The 22,980-nt window shown below is 44.0% G+C and carries 17 protein-coding genes; 14 read left to right on the forward strand and 3 right to left on the reverse strand.

The genetic code is table 11. The annotated features are described in order from the left end of the window. The first annotated feature begins 21 nt into the window (after window positions 1-21). Window positions 22-4,962, forward strand: a complete 4,941-nt coding sequence (locus M2R47_RS06800; RefSeq protein ID WP_249100808.1) for a translocation/assembly module TamB domain-containing protein — start codon at window positions 22-24, stop codon at window positions 4,960-4,962. Window positions 4,963-5,121: 159 nt separating this feature from the next. Here M2R47_RS06800 and hemP read toward each other — a convergent pair whose 3' ends face one another. Next, window positions 5,122-5,289, reverse strand: coding sequence for a hemin uptake protein HemP (gene hemP / locus M2R47_RS06805; protein ID WP_089540655.1), 168 nt, complete (start codon window positions 5,287-5,289; stop codon window positions 5,122-5,124). 272 nt (window positions 5,290-5,561) lie between these two features. Between hemP and M2R47_RS06810 the strand changes: the two genes are divergently transcribed. From M2R47_RS06810 to M2R47_RS06835, 6 genes are all read left to right on the forward strand, one after another. Next, on the forward strand, window positions 5,562-6,569 hold the full coding sequence (locus M2R47_RS06810) for a thiamine phosphate synthase (RefSeq protein WP_249100810.1): 1,008 nt from the start codon (window positions 5,562-5,564) through the stop codon (window positions 6,567-6,569). A gap of 112 nt (window positions 6,570-6,681) precedes the next feature. Continuing rightward, window positions 6,682-8,019 (forward strand): glyceraldehyde-3-phosphate dehydrogenase, encoded by a 1,338-nt coding sequence (locus tag M2R47_RS06815; protein ID WP_249100813.1) that lies wholly within the window; start codon window positions 6,682-6,684, stop codon window positions 8,017-8,019. Between the two features lie 170 nt (window positions 8,020-8,189). Beyond that, window positions 8,190-9,401: an Obg family GTPase CgtA gene (gene cgtA, locus M2R47_RS06820; protein ID WP_249100816.1), complete on the forward strand. Its 1,212-nt coding sequence runs from the start codon at window positions 8,190-8,192 to the stop codon at window positions 9,399-9,401. Between the two features lie 134 nt (window positions 9,402-9,535). Further along, the gene (hemE, locus tag M2R47_RS06825) at window positions 9,536-10,603 is read left to right on the forward strand and encodes a uroporphyrinogen decarboxylase (RefSeq protein ID WP_249100862.1); all 1,068 of its coding nucleotides are present in this window, start codon (window positions 9,536-9,538) and stop codon (window positions 10,601-10,603) included. Window positions 10,604-10,830: 227 nt separating this feature from the next. Next, the gene (locus tag M2R47_RS06830) at window positions 10,831-11,652 is read left to right on the forward strand and encodes an enoyl-ACP reductase FabI (RefSeq protein ID WP_249100819.1); all 822 of its coding nucleotides are present in this window, start codon (window positions 10,831-10,833) and stop codon (window positions 11,650-11,652) included. 119 nt (window positions 11,653-11,771) lie between these two features. Further along, a complete protein-coding gene (locus M2R47_RS06835) occupies window positions 11,772-12,449 on the forward strand; it encodes a YoaK family protein (protein ID WP_249100824.1) in 678 nt (225 codons plus the stop codon). A 95-nt stretch (window positions 12,450-12,544) separates the two neighbouring features. Here M2R47_RS06835 and tgt read toward each other — a convergent pair whose 3' ends face one another. Next, complete coding sequence (gene tgt, locus M2R47_RS06840) at window positions 12,545-13,678, reverse strand: tRNA guanosine(34) transglycosylase Tgt (RefSeq protein WP_249100828.1); 1,134 nt, start codon at window positions 13,676-13,678, stop codon at window positions 12,545-12,547. A 184-nt stretch (window positions 13,679-13,862) separates the two neighbouring features. On the opposite strand from tgt, the gene M2R47_RS06845 reads away from it, so the two are divergent. After that, entirely contained in the window at window positions 13,863-16,028 is a 2,166-nt protein-coding gene (locus tag M2R47_RS06845; protein WP_249100831.1) for a TonB-dependent receptor domain-containing protein, read from the forward strand. Window positions 16,029-16,265: 237 nt separating this feature from the next. Here the strand turns inward: M2R47_RS06845 and queA are convergent, their stop codons facing one another. Further along, entirely contained in the window at window positions 16,266-17,333 is a 1,068-nt protein-coding gene (gene queA, locus M2R47_RS06850; protein ID WP_249100834.1) for a tRNA preQ1(34) S-adenosylmethionine ribosyltransferase-isomerase QueA, read from the reverse strand. 180 nt (window positions 17,334-17,513) lie between these two features. Here queA and M2R47_RS06855 point away from each other — a divergent pair, with 180 nt between their 5' ends. The 6 genes from M2R47_RS06855 to dacB all read left to right on the forward strand — a co-directional run bounded on the left by M2R47_RS06855 (window position 17,514) and on the right by dacB (window position 22,955). Then, on the forward strand, window positions 17,514-17,672 hold the full coding sequence (locus tag M2R47_RS06855; RefSeq protein WP_249100837.1) for a transposase: 159 nt from the start codon (window positions 17,514-17,516) through the stop codon (window positions 17,670-17,672). Continuing rightward, window positions 17,656-17,763 carry a transposase gene (locus M2R47_RS06860; RefSeq protein ID WP_249100840.1) on the forward strand — a complete coding sequence of 36 codons (108 nt, stop codon included), beginning with the start codon at window positions 17,656-17,658 and terminating at the stop codon, window positions 17,761-17,763. Before M2R47_RS06855 ends, M2R47_RS06860 begins: the two co-directional genes overlap by 17 nt. 152 nt (window positions 17,764-17,915) lie before the next feature. After that, window positions 17,916-19,160 carry an NnrS family protein gene (locus tag M2R47_RS06865; protein ID WP_249100845.1) on the forward strand — a complete coding sequence of 415 codons (1,245 nt, stop codon included), beginning with the start codon at window positions 17,916-17,918 and terminating at the stop codon, window positions 19,158-19,160. A gap of 90 nt (window positions 19,161-19,250) precedes the next feature. Next, window positions 19,251-20,423, forward strand: a complete 1,173-nt coding sequence (locus tag M2R47_RS06870) for an Mrp/NBP35 family ATP-binding protein (protein ID WP_249100847.1) — start codon at window positions 19,251-19,253, stop codon at window positions 20,421-20,423. An 80-nt stretch (window positions 20,424-20,503) separates the two neighbouring features. After that, window positions 20,504-21,079: a dCTP deaminase gene (dcd, locus tag M2R47_RS06875; protein WP_249100850.1), complete on the forward strand. Its 576-nt coding sequence runs from the start codon at window positions 20,504-20,506 to the stop codon at window positions 21,077-21,079. A gap of 145 nt (window positions 21,080-21,224) precedes the next feature. After that, a complete protein-coding gene (gene dacB / locus M2R47_RS06880; RefSeq protein WP_249100853.1) occupies window positions 21,225-22,955 on the forward strand; it encodes a D-alanyl-D-alanine carboxypeptidase/D-alanyl-D-alanine endopeptidase in 1,731 nt (576 codons plus the stop codon). Window positions 22,956-22,980: the final 25 nt, after the last annotated feature.

Here is a 22,980-nt window from a genome sequence, read left to right on the forward strand (position 1 = left end):
TACAAAATATCTACTTAAACCATGACTCAGCATTCTAATAACACTCCAAACAAACACTCCAAACCTACATGGCTTGTGTATTTGATCCGCACCATCATCGCATCTTTGGTGGCAATTGCATTGATGCTGGTATTGTTGTTTTATGCCATGGGAACACAAAGTGGCACGAAGTTTTTATTGGAGAAAATCGCTCTTGAAACTGGCACAGGTCTGACCTATACAGAAGGCAACCTAAGAGATGGTGTGTGGGTGTCTCAAGTGACTGTCGCTCAAGGTGAGGATGTTGAGATTCATATAGACCGAGCGTATGTTCAACTTGGTTGGCGGGCAATCTTAGCTCGTCAAGTGCATTTGGTAGATACGCAGATTGATAAAGTTGAGATTGTCAATAAGAAACCGCCCACAGGAGAGCCGTTTGACTATGCAACCATTAATTTGCCAGTCTCCATTAAGCTTGAAAATACCCATGCCAAGCAGATTGTGTATCGACAAGCCACCAAAGCCCCTGTTTATTTGCATGACATTCGCATCAAGCAAGGTCTTTGGTCAGGTACGAAAGTTCACTTGAATGGGGCGAGTATCCGTTATGATAATGCGTTAACGGTCAGCGATATTGATGGTAATATTGAGTTGGCTGGCGACTATCCACTGAATTTGCGTGCTGATGTGGCGGTGTCTGCTCTTAATAATGCTCATGTCGGTACTTTGCATGCACACGCCCAGGGTACTCTTAAACGCACGGTAGGTACGCTAAGCACTAAATATAATGATCATGACATCAAAGGTGAGTTCGTCGCGCAAGGCATGGATGATGATTCGCCATTTAGTGCCAAGCTTGAATTTGATGAAATATCACTCCCTTACGCCACCGAACAAAACATCATGCTTCATCACGGTACCATCACCGCTGAGGGTGTCGTCAGTCGTATTGAGTTGCGTATCAATACGGATTTGGTTGCCAAAGACATACCGTCTGGTCGGTATCGTGGTCGAGGTCTGATACAAGATGGTGGTATGGAGATTCCGTTTTTGCGTGCAGAAACGCCAAATGGTACTTTATTCGCCAAGGGTCAGATGTCTTGGGTGGATGATTTTGAATTGCAAGCGACTTTGAGTGGTCAAGGATATCAGGTGCGTGAAGCGTTGCCTGTTGAGTATCGAGAATATGAAGCGTATTTGCCACAGACTTTAACAGGAGAGTTGGGTATTGGTTATCATCTCAATGATGATGAAATGCGTCTTGATTTGCATCTGAATCAAAACGACGGTGAAGAGATCGCCGCCACGCTCGTTCAGTCTCAGAATGTCCCAAATGCACCTTGGCACATTGATGCTGATTGGCGCAATTTAGTGCGTACCAATGTGCCAAATTTAGACAGTATCAGATCCACTCGTGGGTCGGCAAACATTCGCCTAGAAGAGGGGTATGTGCATGTTGATGCTCATGGGAGTATTCAGTCGCTGTCAGTAGCACCTGCTGGTGATTATGCTGTTAAAGCAATCATTAAGAACGGTGATCGCATCCATTTATCAGATTTCCACTATCATGGGGTGGTGGGGGGATTGTCAGGCAAGGGAAGTATTGACTTGGCAACACCACAACGACCTTTGGCGTGGCAATTTGATTTAACAGCTGACAAACTCATGCCCAATGCTTATTTTAATGAACCAAATAAGACACCATTTCAACAAGTCTCTGGGCAGATTGTGGCCACTGGTAGAATGAGGGAGATGGCAGATGGCACTGGGGAGCATGACATTGACATTAAGCATGTCGATTTGATGGCAGGCTTGACCGACAATCAAACGACTGCAGTCAAAGGCTTGGGTCATGCTACTGTGCTTTTAAAGTCTGGCGAGGTGCGACATTTTGATGCCAGATTTGATGGAGATGTTCGACAGTCTTTCATGCCAAACATTGCAGAGACGACCATTGGGCTTGATGTATCTGGTGATTTGAATGCTGTGAATATCAGCAGACTTCATGCCAACACAGACTCTGGCAAGGTATCTGCGACAGGTAGGGTTGATTTGAGAGATGGTGTTGGCTGGGAGATTCAAGCAAAACTTGACGAGGTGGATACAAAAAAATTCGCTGGTGATGATGCCAACCTGATGGCTGTCATTACTGGCAATTTGATGACCAGCGGGCATTATCGTGATCAGACGCTTGTTGATGTGGTGGCAACATTTGATGGTCAAATCGAACATGACAGACTGCCTAAGGGTGAGCTTGGTTTGGACATTAAAGGAGATGGGCGAAAATATCACATTGATCGCTTGGATTATCGTGGTGGGGCTGGTCAATTGCAAGCTAAAGGGTTTGTGGACATTTCTGATGGCTATGCGTGGGATTTGATGGCAAATGCCAACCATTTTGATATTGGGGCATTCGTGGAAGATGTGCCTAGTGAGTTGACAGGTGATTTGCAGGTGCATGGTCATTGGCAAGACAGCAGTCAGCTCATCGCCATTGAACATCTCAACTTGCATGGCAGCTTACGCAATCAGCCTTTTCATGCCACGGGGTCCTTGGTGGCAGATTTGGCACTTCCTAATGACTTGGTGGGTTATTTTAATCAGCTAAAAACACAAACGCCAAAAAACATTGATGAGTTACTTGCTTTGCGTGGTCAAATCGACGAACAGGCGCGTCGCACTCAAAATATCATCAAGCATCTTAATGCAGATCGTTTATCCATAAAGCTGGGTGATAATGCCATTCATCTTGATGGTGATAAATCAGAGCTGACAACCAGTGTCTCCATCACTGATTTAAGCCAAGTGATGCCCAGCACAACAGGCGCTATTAAAGGTGGCGTGATTTTACTTGATGACGGCAACTCATTGCCAACCTTATATGTTGATATGGTGGCAGGTGGTGTGCGTACAGCAAATGTGGTGGTGCAAGAAGCACGAGTTTTGGGCAAGATTGTCAATCTGGGCAATGCTGACAGTCAGATGCTCATTGATGTCAAAAATATCATCGCCATGGGGCAGATCATCAAGATGGCACGACTTGATTTTCAGGGAGTGGAGCAAAAGCATACTTTGGCATTTAGTGCCGAATCTGCCGACAATCAGATTAGGGCTAAGGTTGAGGGCAGTTTGGATCGGATAAATGGTCGTTATTTGGGGGTGTTGAGTGATGGGGTGTTGCATTCTAGATTTGGACTGCTGACTCAGTCTCAACCGACGGAATTTAGTTATCAAATCGATGATGGCGGTATTGCTTTGGCTGCACATTGTTGGCAAAGCAGTGGTGCCAATCAAGCCAAAGCTGGTTCAATCTGTTTACAAGACACGCTACATTACTCGCCATCATCAGGCGATGTGGATTTGGTGATAAAAAACTTGGATACGACGGTATTCTCAGCAGTTTTGCCCAAAGACATTCGTTGGCAATCAACGCTCAATGGTCATGTAAAGGCATCTTGGCAACAAAATCAGCAGCCAAGCGTCAATGCAGCCTTATATTCTGATGATGGTCGAGTGGGACTTGACCAAGAAGGTGCTTACATACAGATGCCCTATGAGCGTATTGCTATTGTTGCTGACAGCGTGAGTGATGGATTGCGTTTGCAAGCTGATGTGGCAGGCTCGTTGGCTTATGGTCATGCTGATGTGGTCATAAACCCATACACTGATGACAAATCAATTGACGGTACTTTGCAGGTAGATGATATCAATCTTGCGGTGATTCGTCCATTCTTACCCAATTTTCAAACGCTGTTAGGAAAGGCAAGAATGTCAGGTCGTGTTGGCGGTACTTTAAAACGCCCATTATTTTATGGTGATGCCAGCCTAGAAAATGGAGCGGTAACACTTGTGGGCATGCCACTGAATTTAAATCACATCAATGCTGACATTGTGATTGATGGGACGAATGCCAATCTGAATGGTGGCTTCATGGCAGGTACAGGTGTAGGCGAGCTGGTCGGTGAAATGGATTGGTCGCAGTCATTATGGGCGAAGATGCGAATATCAGGAAGAGAGCTAGACATTACTCACCCCCCAATGCTGATGGCAAAAGCAACACCTGATATTGAAGTGTTGGTCAAGCCATTTGAGCAGTATGTGGACATTCAGGGGGTGGTTTCTGTGCCGAGTGCCATCATCAGACCACCTGAATCGACGGCAAATATTACCACGGAGTCTGCTGATGTTACCGTGCTTGATCGCCGTGCGATTGGTAATATTGATCAAGTCTTGGCAGTAGTGAAGCCCTGGAGTATTAATGCCAGCATTGGCTTGGATTTGGGTGATGAGGTAGTGTTTCGAGGTCTTGGTGCCAAATTACCTTTGGCGGGTGCTTTACATCTGACGCAGCAAGGTCAAGGAAACATGCAAGCAAAAGGTTTGATTCAAGTCGCTGAGCGCACCAAAGTTGATGGCATCGGACAAAATTTAGAATTAAACTATGCCCAGATTCGCTTCAATGGCGAGCTGCTTAATCCTCGCCTATCGATTGAAGGCGAAAAGCAGATCGAAGGTCGTACGGTGGGTGTGCGTATCAAAGGTACGGTTGCCAATCCTGAAATCACGGTGTTTAATGATGCAGGTTTGAATGAGCAGCAGGCGATGAATGCACTGGTAACAGGGCGTATCAGTGAGGCTGCTGATAGCCAGATTTCTGAGCAGGGCTTTCGTTCGCAAGTAACTAACAATTTGGCGGCGGCAGGTCTCAACCTTGGCTTTGCAGGCACAAGAAACATCACCAATCAAATCGGACAGGCGTTCGGTTTGGAGAGCCTGACCATTGATGCCTCAGGCAATTCAGAAGACACAAGCGTAAGCGTGACTGGCTATATCAGTCCAGACCTGTACATTCGCTACGGCGTAGGGCTATTTAATGCTGAATCAACATTATCCATGCGTTATCAGCTGACACGACGCATTTATGTTGAGGCGGCACGAGCAACTGAAAATACGGTGGACATGATTTATCGCTGGAAATTTTAACGCTCCAAGCAATGTGTTGCAATCAGCAAAAAAAATAATGCCACGATTTTGCGTGGCATTATTGGTTTTAATGTGAGATGATGTTAAATGGTTGCTTGGTGTTGTTGAGTGGTATTGAATTTGCCACCTAAGGAACACCAAGCTTGTGTCATTGATGGGTTATTTGGTTAAAATCAGACGATTATTTCGAGTTAGGCGTAAGCGATACTCTTCCCCTTGATGTTCGATACGCACCTCTTTGGTTAGAGCGAATAAATTTTGTGAGTGCAGGGTGGGCAAGCGAGTGGCCTCACGATTGCTAAAATAGCGAGCGATTGTCATAGTCATGGCGGTATTCCTTCTGTTGGTGGGTTGCGGGTTTTTTCCCGAGCCACTGTTGGCTGAAACTTTAACAAAAAACGCTTGATTGACAGCATGTCAACTCCATAAGCGTAAAATGATAATCTGTATAAAATGTTTAAAAATTACATCTGTTATTTATTATTAAATAACAACAATTATCATTTGTTAGTTATCATAGCAAATTTTTCTAAGATTGCAAACAATAAATGCAAAATTTGAGAATTTTTATCAACTTTCTGATAAACGGTATTAAAATCATGACAAAAGGTTATTCTCAGCATAAAAAAATCATTCAAGTGGCGGTTGCGGTCATTCAATATGAACAAGACGGTCAAGTTCAGTATTTGCTTGGTACTCGCCATGCCCATCAGCATCAAGGTGGAAAATTAGAGTTTGTGGGCGGTAAGATTGAGCAGCATGAAACAGCTAAGGCGGCACTCATTCGGGAGGTTCGTGAAGAGTTGGGTTTGGACATCGGTGAATGTGCCATCGTAAAAATGGGTAGGATTGGGCATGATTATGCAGAAAAATCTGTCTGTTTACACATCTATCAGGTGTCATTATCCAAAGCACAATATCTTGAATTTCAGCATAAAACCGTTGGGTCAGATGGTCAAAAAATCGGCTTTTATGATTTGGCATCTGTCGTGTCGCAAAAAGACGATTTTCCTGATGCAAATGCTCCAATATTCACCTGGCTTGGCTTGCCAAAGGTGGTGGTCGTCAGTCATGAATTGAGTTTTTTTAAAAATAAAACCGACTGGTTGGATTGTTATAAGAAAGTGCCTTCAGGCAGTACGCTGTTGATGCGTACCTTTGCAAGCACCCAAGCCAATGCATGGATGATGGCTGAGCTTGATGAGGCTGTGGAGAATTTGAAATTCGTCATTTCATGGCAAGATGCGGCACTGGGAAGAAAGAACATATTGGCAGTGCGATTGACACAAAATGAGCTGATGTCATTGGATTTAAAGAATTTGTGTTTACCAAACTCACCCATCATCGCCAGCTGTCATGATGACGCTGGCATCATCAAGGTGAATGAACTGGCGAAACAACACCCTGTCATGGCAATCACACTATCGCCTGTCAAGCCCACTCAAACACACCCTAACGCACCGCATCTGGGCTGGGAGAGTTTCGCCAAACTCGCTTTCATGTCGAATGTGCCAGTGATCGCACTTGGAGGGCTATCGCCGACTGATTTGAATATTGCACGGTCTTATGGGGCGGTGGCGGTGGCGGGCATTCGTGGATTTATCTAAGAAATAACCATATGTTAAATATAAATAATGATGGACATGATGGCGATTTTATTTTAAAATCGCATCAATTTGTTAAGACTTTCATTCCATTCATCCATCAAAGGAGTGCATCATGAGTATCTATCAAGATCATCTTGCTAAGCGTCAAGCCCAAGAAAGTGCGGCAGTTGAACTGATTGGTTTTTTGGCGAAGCTTGTCGCTAATAATGTTCGTATCTTATTTTTTGGTGAGCGTATCAGCTTGTCCGTGGCAGACATTTTGACCAAACATGCTAATGCAGGATTGGATGTGGCTGACACTTTGGCATTGGCACGCTCATTGGATGTGGCTGACACGACGATTGATTTTGGTCAAGCGATTCAAGCAGGAAAAGCAGCAGCAGACTTTACCAGTGGGCAACAACTACCTGCTACCGATGTGGTGCTGTATGGTTTTGGTCGCATTGGTCGTATTTTGGCACGACTTTTAATGAGTCGTCCTGCCAGTGATAAGGGCTTGCAATTAAAAGCCATTGTTGTGCGTCCAGCAGGTGATGATGACATTGCAAAGCGTGCCAGCTTGCTTGAAAGAGACTCGGTGCATGGCTGGTTTGACGGTAGTGTGGAGATTGATGCTGCCAATAATGGCATGATTGTGGGTGGTCGCTTTATCAAGATAATTCATGCTTCTGATCCAAGTGAGATAGACTATACGGCACATGGCATCAATGATGCCATCGTGATTGATAATACAGGTAAGTGGAAAGATGAAGCAGGCTTGGGTAAGCATTTGGCAAGTAAAGGAGTTGCAAAAGTGCTATTGACTGCCCCAGCAAAAGGTGATATTAAAAATGTGGTCTATGGTGTCAATCACAAAACCATTGGCGGTGATAAAATTGTATCGGCAGCAAGCTGTACAACAAATGCCATCACACCAACCCTAAAAGTACTGCATGATGAGTTTGGCATTGTTAATGGTCATATGGAGACCATTCATGCCTTCACGAATGATCAAAATCTGGTGGATAACCATCATAAGGCTGACCGCCGTGGTCGTGCCGCACCGCTGAATATGGTGATGACCAGCACGGGTGCGGCATCTGCTGTGAGTAAGGCGATTCCAGAGCTAAAAGGCAAATTGTCAGGTAATGCCATTCGTGTACCAACACCAAATGTATCTTTGGCAATCTTAAATCTAAACTTTGAAAAGTCCGTTGGCACGGCAGATGAGCTTAATGCTTTTATTAAGACCAAATCGCAAAGCCCACAATGGCAAGAGCAAATTGATTATTCAGACAGTAGCGAAGCGGTATCAACCGATTTTGTGGGTTCTGAGAAAGTAGCCATCTTTGATGCTAAGGCAACCATCGCTAGCGATAACCGTGCTACTTTATATGTGTGGTATGATAATGAAATGGGCTACAGTACTCAAGTCATTCGTGTTGCCGAAGAGATGGCAATGAATGCTTAATGTGATGTTAACATAAAAAACAAGCCAAGTGCTTGGTTTTTTTATGTTAAGTGGGTCATTAGTCCATGCCTAATGAATGAGTACTGGATTTTTATTCATCATGAATGATGCTAACATTACCTAAAAATTATGCTATAATATTGGGTTGTTTTAAAAATACAAGAGAAATTATGCGTTTTATTGATGAAGCTGTGATCAGTGTGAAAGCAGGCGATGGTGGCAACGGCATTGTCAGTTTTCGTCGTGAAAAATTTGTACCAAAAGGCGGTCCTGATGGCGGCGATGGCGGCAAGGGCGGTAGCGTGTATGTGGTGGCAGACGACAACACCAACACGCTGGTGGATTTTCGCTATACTCGTAAATTTGAGGCAAAAAGAGGCGAAAATGGTCGTAGTAAAAATTGTTCAGGCAGAGGGGCTGATGACATTCATCTTAAAGTTCCAGTCGGTACTACCATCATTGATACAGATCTTGATGTGGTGATTGGCGATTTAACCCAAGTTGGGCAGACGATACTGGTGGCCAAAGGTGGTGATGGAGGGTTTGGTAACACACGATTCAAAACCTCTACCAATCAAGCCCCAAGAAAAGCCATTCCTGGGTTTGCAGGAGAGGCGAAAAACCTAAAATTAGAGCTTAAAGTCGTGGCCGATGTGGGCTTGATTGGTTTGCCTAACGCAGGCAAATCCACTTTTATCCGCCAAGTGTCGTCTGCTCGCCCCAAAGTGGCAGATTATCCTTTTACCACGCTTGTCCCCAACCTTGGGGTGGTTGATGTGGGTACGCATCAGTCTTTTGTGATGGCGGACATTCCAGGATTGATTGAGGGGGCATCAGAAGGGGCGGGGCTTGGCATTCGTTTTTTAAAGCATGTGGCCAGAACACGCAGACTGCTTCATATCGTCGATGTTAAGCCCATTGATGGTTCAAATCCTGTGGAAAATGCTCGAATCATCATCAATGAACTGGAAAAATTTTCGGCTGAATTGTCTCAGTTGCCACAGATTTTAGTACTCAATAAAATTGATCAATTAGATGATGATGAGTGTGATGCTGTGTGTGAAAATATCGTGGCAGAACTCGGCTGGTCTGGTGAGGTTTTTCGCACCTCAACCATCAGTGGCATTGGTACAGATGAGATCAAATACCATCTGATGAGTGAGATTGAGGCTGAACAAGAGCGTGAGGCAGAGGATGCTGACTTTGCTCAAGCACAAGCCGAACGCTTCGCTCGCCTTGAAGAAGAGGTGCGTCATAACACCGAAATTCAAAAAGAAGCTTATCGAGCTCGCCGTAAGGCTGAAAGGGAGGGGGTAGTCGGTGATGATGACGATTGGAATGAAGAGGATTATGATGTGGCTGTAGAGTATGCACCTTATTGATTTTGATTGATTTGGTAGTGGGCATGCTGTTTTGATTGTGCTTGTTGCTCATAGGACAATATAGTACAATGATGCCCCAATCATCAGGACGGATTAGATCCTTATTCACAAAATTTTTGACAGGTTTTTATATGATGACAGCGTGCAACTTCCCTACTTTAAAAAATGATCGCCTGCTTCGTGCTTTGCGTTTTGAACCTGTGGACGCCACACCAGTGTGGATGATGAGACAGGCAGGTCGCTATCTGCCAGAATATAAAGCGACTCGTGCAGAAGCGGGTGATTTTTTAAGTCTATGCAAAGACACTGCTCGTGCCACTGAGGTAACTTTACAGCCGCTACGCCGCTTTGAGTTGGATGCGGCCATCTTATTTAGTGATATTTTGACTGTGCCAGATGCTTTGGGTTTGGGCTTGTATTTTGAGACTGGTGAAGGCCCCAAATTTAAAAAAACCATACGCACAGAAACGGACATCGCCAATCTGCCAAAATTGAACATGAGCGACCTTAGCTATGTGACAGATGCGGTAACAAGCATTCGTCATGCCTTGGCTGGTCAGGTGCCATTATTTGGTTTTAGTGGTTCGCCTTGGACTTTGGCGACTTATATGATTGAAGGTGGCAGTTCAAAAGAATACCGTCATGCCAAAGCAATGATGTATGCTCAACCAGAGTTGTTGCATGCACTGCTTGATAAGCTTTGTGATGCAGTAACTCACTATTTGGATGCTCAAATCATTGCAGGGGCGAATCTTGTGCAAATCTTTGATAGCTGGGGCGGTACGCTTGGTCATCGCCAATTTGTTACATTCAGCCATCAGTATAATCGCCGTATCATTGATGCCTTAAAAGCCAAGTATCCTGATGTGCCTGTAGTGATGTTTACCAAGGGTGGTGGTCTGTGGATTGAGGCACAAGCTGACAGTCAAGCAGATGCCTTGGGCTTTGATTGGACAATGCCATTGGATAAGGCTCGTGCCATACTGGGCTCTACTAAGGCAATTCAGGGTAATTTGGATCCTGCGACACTCTATGGGACACCAAAAAGTATTCGTCAGGCAGTACAAGACATGCTTGCTGATGTCTATGGGGGTGGCATTCATACAGGCTATGTGGCAAATTTTGGTCATGGTATTACCCAATGGGCGAATCCAGATCACGCTAAGATATTTGTTGATGCCGTGCATGAGTTTAAACTCTAAATACACTAAAAATCGTCCATAGGGGGCGATTTTTAGTGTGTTTTTCGTATTAAGCCCATCTTTGATTGTCATCAAGAATCATCAATCTCACCGTGCAAAATATTTACATGCTCAAATTTGCAATCAATAAAAACCATTTAAAAAAAGTTTACATTTGTACCATATTTTAGCTATTTTTTTAAAATCATGCTATAATTTGGCGGTCTTTTACCATCATAGGATGTATCATGTTATTAAAAGGTCAGCGTTTTGTTGTTACTGGCATTGCCAGTAAATTATCAATTGCATGGGCGATTGCTGAATGTTTGCACCGTGAAGGTGCCGATCTCATCTTGACTTACCCAAATGATAAGATTAAAAAGCGTGTCGATATGGCTGCTGAGGCTTTTGGGGCGGTGGCAGTCATTGAATGTGATGTTGGCTCTGATGAGTCAATCGGTGCTTGTTTTGATGAAATCACCAAGATTTGGGGTGTGGGTGAAGATCAAGGTGTGAATGGGATTGTTCATGCCATCGGCTTTGCTCCTGCCGATCAGCTTGATGGGGATTTTACCCATGCGACCACGCGTGAGGGCAGCAAAATCGCTCATGACATTTCCAGTTATAGCTTCGTTGCTCTTGCTAAGGCTGGTCGTGAACTGCTGGCCGCTCGCAAAGGTTCTTTGCTGACTTTGACTTATGAAGGCAGCATTTCTGTACTGCCAAACTATAATGTCATGGGAATGGCAAAAGCAAGTCTTGAGGCGTCTGTGCGTTATTTGGCAAGTTCACTGGGCGGTCAAGGCATTCGTGTTAATGCCATCAGCGCAGGTCCAATTCGTACGCTGGCAGCAAGCGGCATCAAATCTTTTCGTCGCATGCTTGATGTCAGTGAAAAAATCGCACCGCTGCAACGCAATGTCAGCCAAGAGGAAGTGGGCAATGCTGCCTTGTTTTTGCTATCGCCTTGGGCGAGTGGTGTGACAGGAGAAATCTTGTTTGTGGATGCTGGGTTTAATACCGTTGCCATCAGTGAACAGATCATGGTAATGGCAGGAGATGATGAGTAATTATCATCATCAACCACCATGTTGAATGTATCAAATAAAAGCACAAATCTTGGAGGTTTGTGCTTTTATTTTTAAACAAAAATGATTACAATGTTTTTTTATCATTTTTTTGATTAATCATGGATAAGATCCCTAATTGGGTGTTGTGCGGTGCGGTGGCATTGGCGTTTTGTGCAGGAATATTAAACACGACTGCATTGATGGGCTTTACGCATGTGTCAGCATCGCATGTAACAGGCAATATCAGCTCTTTGTCAGTATCTGTGTTGCATGAAGACTGGCTGAATGTCAGGTTGTTTTTAATGTCAATCGCTTCTTTTTGGATTGGTTCGGTGTTAAGTGGCATGCTGATCGGTGGCAGTGAACTTCATATCAATCGCAACTATGGCTATGCGATGTATTTGGAATTTTTGCTGTTATTTGCCAGTTTATTGCTATATATGAATGGCAGTAATCTTGGTCAGATGATGATTGCGATGGCTTGTGGATTACAAAACTCAATGGTGGCGACTTATAATGGCACGGTGGTGCGTACCACGCATTTGACAGGCATAACCTCTGATTTGGGTGCGATGGTGGGCAGTTGGCTGGTTGGTAGAAAATTAAATATTCAAAAAGTACTGCTGCAAAGTGCCTTATGGTGGGCGTTTTTTATGGGGGGATTTATGGCGGTTTTGCTGTATCGTCAAGTGGGTTATTTTTCCATGTTGTTGCCGATGGGTATTGTCCTTCTGGCAGCAATGAGTTATCGGCGTATGGCAAGATGGTCTGAGCGTTGCTGGTGGCTTAATGGTTAGCAGATGTTGCCATGTGCAATGTATTTAGAACAGCATGATGAACGAGCATGTATTTAAAAAGCACCCAACTTGAGTGCTTCTTTTGATGGTGTCTTTTATGACAGGTCAAGTGAGGGCACTGTCAACCCTTGTTTGGCATAAAAATCTTTGACAAATTCATCAAAACAATCATTTGCCAGACTTTGTCTGATGCCTTTCATGAGATTTTGATAGTATCTTAGATTGTGAATGGTATTTAATTGAGCGGCCAACATCTCTTTGCATTTATACAAGTGATGTAGATAGGCACGGCTAAAATTCTGGCAGGTGTGGCAGTCGCACTCTGCATCAAGTGGTGCTTGATCAAAGCGATGAATGGCATTTTTGATTTTGACCGAGCCTGTTGAGGTGAATAAATGCCCATTGCGTGCATTGCGTGTTGGCATGACACAATCAAACATGTCCACGCCACGCCTTACTGCTTCTACAATGTCAGCAGGCGTGCCTACGCCCATTAAATAGCGTGGTTTGTCGGACGGCATGAGATTGGGCAGATAGTTCAAGACATTGATCATCTCATCTTTAGGTTCGCCCACAGACAGACCGCCAATGGCATAACCATCAAACGGCATTGCCAACAACCCATTCAATGATTTTTCACGCAACTGCCGATACATGGAGCCTTGAATGATGCCAAATAAGGCATTTTTATTGCCTAGTTTGTGATGCTCATTGATGCAGCGTTCACCCCAACGCAAAGACAGCTCTAACGACTCATCTGCTTGTTGTTGTGTGGCAGGGTAGGGCGTGCATTCATCAAATTGCATGACGATGTCTGAATTTAAAGATTTTTGAATTTGCATGGAGATTTCAGGTGATAAAAATACTTTGGCACCGTCAATGGGTGAGCGAAAATACACGCCTTCTTCTTTGATTTTTCTCATCACGCCCAAGCTGAATACTTGAAAACCCCCTGAATCGGTCAAGATGGGTTTGTCCCAGCCGATAAAATCATGCAGGCCACCAAATTGGTCAATGACGGCAGTGGTGGGGCGTAACCATAAGTGAAAGGTATTGCCCAAAATGATGTCAGCACCAATGGCGTGAATGTCTCTTGGTAGCATGCCTTTGACTGTCCCATAAGTACCGACGGGCATGAAAGCAGGCGTTTGTACATCGCCATGAGTCAAATGAACGGTTCCCGATCTGGCACGAGTGGTGCTGTCTTTTTTATGAATAGAAAATTTCATGATGATACAATAATAAAATGAACAAACTTCCTATTATAACAGAAACATCCATCATAAATAAACTCATCAAATCAATCATGACGCAAGCTTTCTAAAATATAATGATAAGAGAAACAATATCTTTTGGTATTATTCATGTGATTGATATATAATAAACCTTTCCATTTCTTTTCTGGTAATCAACATGAATGCTTTATCTAAAACCACTTTATCATTAACGGTTGGGTTGTTCATGACTCCTGCTTTTGCTGACATTAAAGAGCCAAATATTCAGCTTAACCCGATTAGCATCAAATTACAAAAGCGTCTTGATGACACCAAAATGTATCTTGAGGATAATAACAAACGCACCGAGACCGACTTGCGTGGTGTGCTAAAAGAAGAACCTGCGATTGACTTTGGTGGTGGCATGGCAACCTCACAATGGACAACCATTCGTGGCGTGGGTCAAAACCAAATCGATCTTAAAGTCGACAATGTGTATGCTGATACTCGCCTATTTCGCTATCAAGGGCGTTTCGTTCTAGATCCAACTTTAACTAAGGTTGTTGGTATCCAAAAAGGCACTGGTTCTGCCAGTGCTGGCATTGGAGCGACCAGCGGTGCGATTGTCGCTAAGACGATTGAAGCAAAAGAGTTGCTAAAAGACAGTCCAAATAATTTTGGGGCAAAAATCAATGTGGGTCATGCCAGTAATGACGGTCGCAGCTATGGTGTTGCAGCTTTTGGTAAGATGGATGATTTTGATGCCTTAGTTGCGGTGAACATCAATGATGAAGAGGACTATAAGGCAGGTAGGGGCTATAAAAACATTGAGGGCAGTGATAAGGTTTGGCACAGTCAAGTGAAGCAAAAATCTGTGCTTGCCAAAGTGGGTTTTGATGCCAATCCAGATCACCGTTTCACAGTGTCGCACCGACATGAAGAGCAGTCAGGGTGGCGAGCATTGCGTGAGCAGTATGACATGTCGCAATCTCGACTTCGTGTCGATGAAGATCGTGGATTGACCCCACCTCAGCGTGCCATGGGCTATGTGCTGACCAATGAGTTTGCAGGCATGAATGTGCGTCGCAATCCTGCTGTCAAGACTTTTTATGTCAAAAATGCCAATGGCGACTACGTCTCTGGCGATGTTGGCAATCGCATTGCTGATCGCACCAACACCATCAAAACCACCAATCTTGAATGGTCTGGAAAGAACATGGGTGTTGTTGATTATGCTGATGCTAATATTTATCACAGAGTCGCCAAGCGAGCTTCCACCCCAGAAGATTTGACAGGCAGACCATTGGTTAGTGGTGCGACTTTGACCACTCAAGGGGCGAATGTTAATCTAAATACTGAATTTAAGCCTTTTGGTGTGTTTGCTAACGGCTATTTGCTAAAATACGGCATCAACTACCGTAAACAAACCGCCACACCGCATTTACTTGCTCCAAATTTCCAAGAGCAACAAAAAACAGATGCAGGTGTGTATGTAGAGGGCATCACCGACATTGGTCAGTTGACCTTAACCACAGGGCTTCGTTATGATCATTTTAGCATTGATAAAATGATGAGCGTTGGCAGACCTAAGACTTCTCATGGGCAATTCAATCCCAGCATTGGTCTGATTTATCAAGCCGCGCCAGACTTGTCATTCAAGGCAAGTCATCATTATGCCACACGCAGCCCACGACTTTATGAACCATCAATTGCTGGTGGCTTGAGTGTCAATATCATTAATTTTGCTAAAAATATCAAGCCAGAGACGGCACGCACCAGTGAGATTGGCTTTGATTATCAACATGACAACTTGGCAGTAAAAGGCACTTATTTTTGGCAAAACATCAAAGATGTGCATGGCTATCAAGGAGATAATCGCACGATGTCAGATATGGCAAATGTGGGCAAGCTAAAAAATCGTGGTTATGAAGTCAATGCAGGTTATCGTTTGAATGATCTGACTGCACGCTTTGGCTTGGCACATAGCAAGCCTTCATTGGTGGGGGATTTAAAAGATGACGGTACGCTGTTTTCGGTGGAGACGGGTCGTACTTGGACGACTTCTTTGGCTTATCAAGTCAATCCTAAGCTGACAGTCGGCTGGCGTGGACGCTTGGTGGAAGATGCGTATACCCCAACAGGACAAGGCGGTGGACAAAGCATTTCTGGCATCACTCGCAAAGGATACCGTTTGCATGATGTTTTTGCCAATTATCAGCCGTTCGCAAATGATCAGTTTAATGTCAATGTTGCTGTCAATAACCTGACTAACGAAAACTACACTCCGCATAGTCAAACCGCCACTACCAATTCATTGGCTGGTGCTGGTAGAGACATTAGATTGGGTGTGAATTACATTTTTTAGTATTGTTCATTTTTAAAGTCATCCAAAAACCCCATGGCAAGCATGTTTGTTGTGGGGTTTTTGTTGGTAAGTATTTTTTAAATGCTTTAAATGTGTTCAAAGGGTTTAAAAATACCACGAAGTTGATGACTGGCAATCAGGCGTATTGATGCGCTGATTGCATTTTAATCATTCAGCGAGTATGGGGTGGGTATCTGACGCCCAAATACGAACTTGTGGTGTTTTTTTAAAGGTGTTTCATGACTGTTTGAGAGTTTCAGTGCCATCAATCAGCATGGCATCGCCATAGCTAAAAAAACGGTACTGTTTGGCGATGGCGTGTGCATAGGCTTGCTTGATGGGTTCAATCCCTCCAAAGGCAGACACGAGCATGAGTAGGGTGGATTTGGGCAGGTGAAAATTGGTGATGAGTCGGTCTACCACGCCAAATGTATAAGGGGGATAAATAAAAATTTGTGTATCGCCACGAAATTCGCATAGCTGACCATCAACACGGTGTAAGTGGGCGGTTTCTAATGTGCGAGTTACGGTCGTGCCAACAGCAATGATCTGCCCACCATTTGCTTTGGTTTGATTGATTTTATCAGCGGTACTTTTGGGAAGGTGGGCATATTCAGCATGCATGATGTGATTTGACAAGTCGTCTGTCTTAACAGGGGCGAAAGTCCCTGCACCTACATGAAGCGTTACAAAAGCGATTTGGATACCTTTGTCTTGAAGTGCTTGCAGGGTTTTTTTATCAAAGTGTAGGCTTGCGGTAGGGGCGGCGACGCTGGCTTGTTTGTCTGGGTGATGAAATACGGTTTGATAACGATCATCGTCTTGTTCGTCCGCATGTCGTTCAAAGTACGGTGGGATTGGCATTTCTCCAAACTGTTCCAAATCTGCCAAAATCGGTGCATCAAATTGTAAAACAAAGAGATTCTCTGCTCGACCCATCATGGTGGCGCTCATCTTGCCATTTGCCAAATGTACTTTTTGACCCATTTTTAAGGCGCGGCTGGATCGTACATGGCAGTGAGCAATATGTTTTTCATGGTCAATGATTCGCTCGATCAGCACTTCTACCGCACCGCCTGTATCTTTGATGCCAAATAATCGTGCTTTCATGACTTTGGTGTCATTAAGCACAAGCAAATCGCCTGAATTTAAAAGGCTGGGCAAATCACCAAATGCCAAATCAGTCAAATGTCCTGCTTTGACATGTAGGAGGCGAGAGTCTGAACGCACTCGCAAGGGGTGGCGAGCGATGAGTTCATTGGGAAGGTGGTAGTCAAAATCGGCAGTTAAGAGAGGTTTGTTCATGGTAAGGTCAATTGTTTAAAATGGCATTATTGTATCAAATTTCCGAATAAAAAGATGGTGGTGCTGTATTTTTTTTCTGCGTTTTTTGCTGGAATTGTAAAATGACTCAAACAGGCGTATCATATTGGTAACCTTTAAGGCAGTAAAAATCGTGAAAAAGCAAAAACCAAGCTCTCACGATTGCATGATCAAATTGGTTGTGTCAGAAAAGACTTTCTGCATAAACTGACAAGCAATTTGATAAAAGCCTATGACACTATCGCCATTGAAGATTTGAATGTCAAGGGCATGCTCAAAAATTGTAAACTTGCTTGGTCTGTCAATGATTTGGGATTTTAAATGCCCCAACTGTAACACAGCTCATGATAGGGGTATCAATGCCAGTATCAACATTTTAAATAAGGCGGATAAGGGCTTAACTTTATCTTAATTTCAACAAGCGGTAGATTCTGCCGTAATGGTCTATGGAGCTTATGTCAGCCTTAAGTCAAATTGACAAGAGCAACAAGCGATGAAGTAGAAATTAAACACTAAATTTGCCTTTAGGTAAGTTTAGATCGGTTTTAAGGAACGGTATTTGCCATGTTAACAAACATTCAACATGCCACCAAACGCCCCGTGTCGTCTCATGCGATTTTAAATTTGGGTTTTCGTATTTTTTTTGTGGGGGCGGGTATTTTTGCCATCATCAGCATGATTTTATGGTTTTTGATATTGCAAGGCACGGCATCTTTTCAAAATGCACTAAACCCTTTTTATTGGCATGCTCATGAAATGCTATTTGGATATACACTGGCAGTTGTGGCAGGGTTTTTGCTCACGGCGGTCAAAGTGTGGACAGGTCAAATGATGCCTTATGGCTGGCGTTTGGGAATGATATTTGGGGCGTGGACACTCGCACGATTGGCATGGCTTGGGCTACATGCCGTACCAAGCTCTGCGATGATGATTATGGCTTGTGTTTTTGACATCATTTTTTGGGTGATGGTTTGTTGGGTCATCATCAAAGCGGTGTGGGTCGCTCGCCAAAAACGACAGATTGGCATCGTTGCCAAGCTTATTTTGCTGCTGCTTGCACATCTGTCTTTTTATGCTGGTGTTTTGTTGAGTGATGCCAATGTGCAGCAAATCGCACTATACGCCACCTTATATCTGATCATTGGCATGGTCTTTACCATCGCTCGGCGTGTGTTGCCATTTTTTATTACCAAGGGTGTTAGCGTGGGTTGTGATGGTAAGCCCAATGGCATCAACCTGCCACAAAAAAATTCTCGTCTGCTGGATATGATGAGTTTGATTGGCTTTTTTGGGTTTGTTGTTTTTGACTTGTTACACCTCTCCATCATCGCCAGTGCATTCGCCATGGCATGCTTGATTGCCAATGTGCTACGCCTAAAAAACTGGTATCATCATGGCATTTGGCAAAAGCCATTGTTATGGTCGCTTGTCATTGCTTTTGGCGGCATGACGGCAAGTCTTGGGCTGTTTGTTGTTAGGCCTTTTTTTCAAAGCTCTGTGGACATTCATTCATTGGCACTACATGGTTTGGCGTTGTTTGGTATTGGGTTGATGACGGTTGCGATGATGGCTCGTGTGGCATTGGGTCATACAGGAAGAAGCATTCATGCACCGCCAAAAACGGTGGGGGCAATGTTCCTGTTCATGATTGTGTGTGCGTGTTGTCGTGTGATCTTGCCGATGTTTGGGGGTGAATATATGGGGTGGATTGCCATATCACAAATTGCATGGGTGGTGTCTTTTGTGCTGTTTTGCGTGTCTTATGTGGGCATGTTAGCAAGACCTAGGGTGGATGGATTGTTTGGATGATTGACAATGCCAATGATGGCAAAGTGCCCAAAAATTATGCTAAAAATTATGCTAAAATGAATCAACGATAACCGCTTAAAAGAGTAAGATATGTTTAATCCGTTTAAAAAAAAGCGACAGATTGGCATGGTCGATATTGATCAAGTGTTGGGCGAGTTTTTTTTGTATGGCATGCCTTTATCTGTCTTTATTGATGGTAAAGACAGCCATGATGATGTGCTGAATCTTTCTTTAAAAATCCCCAAAGAGGCAGATCAAAGTCAGGTTGAGCAGCTGTATCAACATTTAAGAGAAAAATTACATTTGATTGGTGTGGCGGAATTAAATTTGAATGTCATTTTGTCCGATCAGCCAACTTCCGTCAAAAGCATTCATGATGGGCAGAGCTTTGATCAAATGAATCAAAGCGCCATATCCACCAACGCCAAAAAAAAGCAGCCCATCAAATCTCCCCCCAGACAAGATGACATCGCACCTCACCCACGCATTCGCCATATCATTGCGGTTGCGTCAGGAAAGGGTGGCGTTGGCAAATCCACCGTTACGGTCAACATTGCCCTTGCACTACAACGCTTGGGAAAAACGGTGGGTATTTTAGATGCTGATATTTATGGACCTTCCATACCTGACATGTTGGGCGTGGCAGGCACCAAGCCTGATGTTGAAAATGAGCAGTTTGTGCCGATAGATGCACAAGGCATTGCCATGCTGTCAATCGGCAGCTTGATTGATGATGAGGGTACGCCGATTGTTTGGCGAGGTGTGAAAGCGACAGGGGCGTTCATGCAACTATACAATCAAACTAACTGGCCAAATCTGGACTATTTGATCATTGACATGCCGCCTGGCACAGGAGATATTCAATTAACTTTGGCTCAACGCATTCCTGTTACTTGTGCGATTGTTGTTACAACGCCCCAACACATTGCCTTGCTGGATGCCAAAAAAGGCGTGGCGATGTTTCAAAAAGTTGGCATTCCCTTGCTTGGCATCATCGAAAATATGGCGTTGCATGTATGTGCCAACTGCGGTCATGTTGACCATATTTTTGGCACAGATGGTGGTGCTGAGATGGTACGATTGTATGGCGTACCTTTGTTGGGGCAATTACCAATCAATGCCCAAATGCGTCAGCAGATGGATTTTGGCACGCCCAAAAACATCAATACAGACATTTTGTGCATTTATGATGACATTGCCAAGAACATTGAGCGTGATGTCAAGCAACATGCCAAAACCAGAAATGATGGGCGAATTTTTTAAACATGGTTGCCATTCATTGCTTAAAATGCTGTTATCCTTTATAATGCGGACATTTTTTTGAATAAATTTTAGGAATAGTGATGTCCATCAAATCAGACCGTTGGATTCGTCAGATGGCGACCGAACATGACATGATTGCCCCATTTGAGCCAAGCCAAGTGCGTTACAATGAACAAGGCGATAAGATTGTCAGTTTTGGCACCTCAAGCTATGGCTATGATGTGCGTTGTGCTAGTGAATTTAAAGTATTTACCAATGTGCATTCTGCCATCGTTGATCCGAAGAATTTTGATGAAAAATGCTTTGTTGATGTGATTGGTGATGAATGTATCATTCCGCCCAATTCATTTGCATTGGCACGCACGGTTGAATACTTTAAAATCCCAAGAGATGTATTAACGGTCTGCTTGGGTAAGTCCACCTATGCACGCTGTGGCATCATTGTCAATGTAACCCCCTTGGAGCCTGAATGGGAAGGTCATGTTACCTTAGAATTTAGTAATACCACCAATCTGCCTGCCAAAATTTATGCAGGCGAGGGCGTGGCACAAATGCTGTTTTTTCAATCCGATGCTGATGATGTTTGTGAAACATCTTATAAAGATAGAGGTGGTAAATATCAGGGGCAAATGGGTGTAACCTTACCAAAAACATGATAAAAGCCCAAACCTCTTAAAGATAAACAATCGTACCGACGACTGCATGAACACCATCTTAACAAGTCTTAAAAATATTTTCTCATCTTGATTTGCCAACCGCAGATTCTAAAAACAATGACCAATGTCATCAAGATGGGGAGTGATGGCGTTGATCATAAAAGCATGGCTAAGCTCCAAGCTTCATTGTGGAGATTTTTTGGGTGGAGTCGCCATATTGGCAAAAACGCTTTATTTGACTTGGGTTGATTTCACGGATTGCCAGATGAAATGTCTAAAAATTAGAGTCGCCATCAGTTTGGCGATGATTGTGATGCTTGTGGGTATGCCTGCTTTGGCACAAAACACCAACGCACTTTCTGATGCCGTACTGATGCCGTCTAAGAGTGATGACTCTGTGTTGCCGCAGGCGGTGCGTGATGCCATGATGATGGCTGGTCTGTCTGATGATGAGGTGAGTTTTTGGGTTGAGCCTTTATATCCTTTAGATGATGTGCAGTCAAATTCAGGTGAATCTGCTCATGAGATGCAGAGTTTTAAGAATCGGACTAAGAGGAATGCCCCCATCATTCATCATCAAGCCAATCGCTTGCGTACACCAGCTTCCATCCAAAAGCTCATTCCTACTTATATTGCCTTAAACACTCTGGGTGCGGATTTTCATTGGGCCACTCACATTCAGCCAAAGGGTTTGGTCATCAATGGCACACTCTATGGCGATTTGCTAATCAAGGGTAATGGCGACCCTGCCATGACTTATGAGCGACTGCGTGCCATGCTTAAACAGGTTCAACATCAAGGCATTCGCCATATCCATGGCAATATCGTGATTGACAACTCAGCCTTTAACAATGTCAAATTTGACACCAATGCCTTTGATGGTCAAGGCATGCGCGCGTACAATGCAGCACCCAATGCTTTTTTGGTGAATTTTGGTACGGTGGAAGTGGATGTATTGCCATCAGGTCATGATGTCATCACCCATGAGCCAGCACAAGCCACTCGGTTCGTGCCGACGGACATGGAGTATGCTGCGGTACAAATCTTACCAAGCTTGGCGGACTTTCATGCACCAAACCAAATCATCGCCAATCGCCAAAGTTGCCTAAAAGAGACTCAATTATATTTGACAAAAGACAAGCTTGCCATATTGGGTGGAACCAATGCCACATGTGGTCGCCGCTCTTATTGGCTGACCTTTGATGATGCGGACATACTGGCGGTTAAAGCTGTGAAAGGTGAATGGCAAAGACTTGATGATGATTTTGCAGGTCAAGTTGTGGTCATGGATGTGTCCTCATATGCAGACATGAATCTGCCTTGGCTTACTTATCTGTCTAAACCACTTTCTGAGCAGATACATCTCATCAACCAGTATTCTAATAATGTCATGACAGAACAAGTGGCATTATCTTTACCGTTGTTATTGACTGATGCCAAATCCACCGATTACCCTCAGGCTTTTGATGTCATCACGCAATGGTGGCGACGCCATTTGACCAGTCAGCCCCCAATCATGAGTCGGGCGTCTGGATTGTGCCGGGATTGTGCCATTACTCCAGCTTCAATGGCGGAATTATTAGCTTTTGCTTATCATCATCAGGATTTTGAAGTATTTAAAACATCACTGCCACTGGCTGGTGCATCAGGCACGATGACAGCTTTAAGAAAAAGAAATCCTAGCCATCCTGCGATAGGGCGTGCCTATGTGAAGACTGGCACGCTCAATGATGTTAAAAGTTTGGCAGGTTATGTCATGGGTCGTGATGGCAGATGGTATGTACTTGTGGCGATGATTAATGCACCCAACGCAGGGCATGATGATAAAGCGACTGCGGTACTTGATGAAATGCTTGCTTATGTGGCGATGCTGTGAGTTAATCATCATACTTATGGCATTA

It is taken from the genome of Moraxella oculi (assembly GCF_023336735.1).
Lineage (GTDB): Bacteria > Pseudomonadota > Gammaproteobacteria > Pseudomonadales > Moraxellaceae > Moraxella > Moraxella oculi.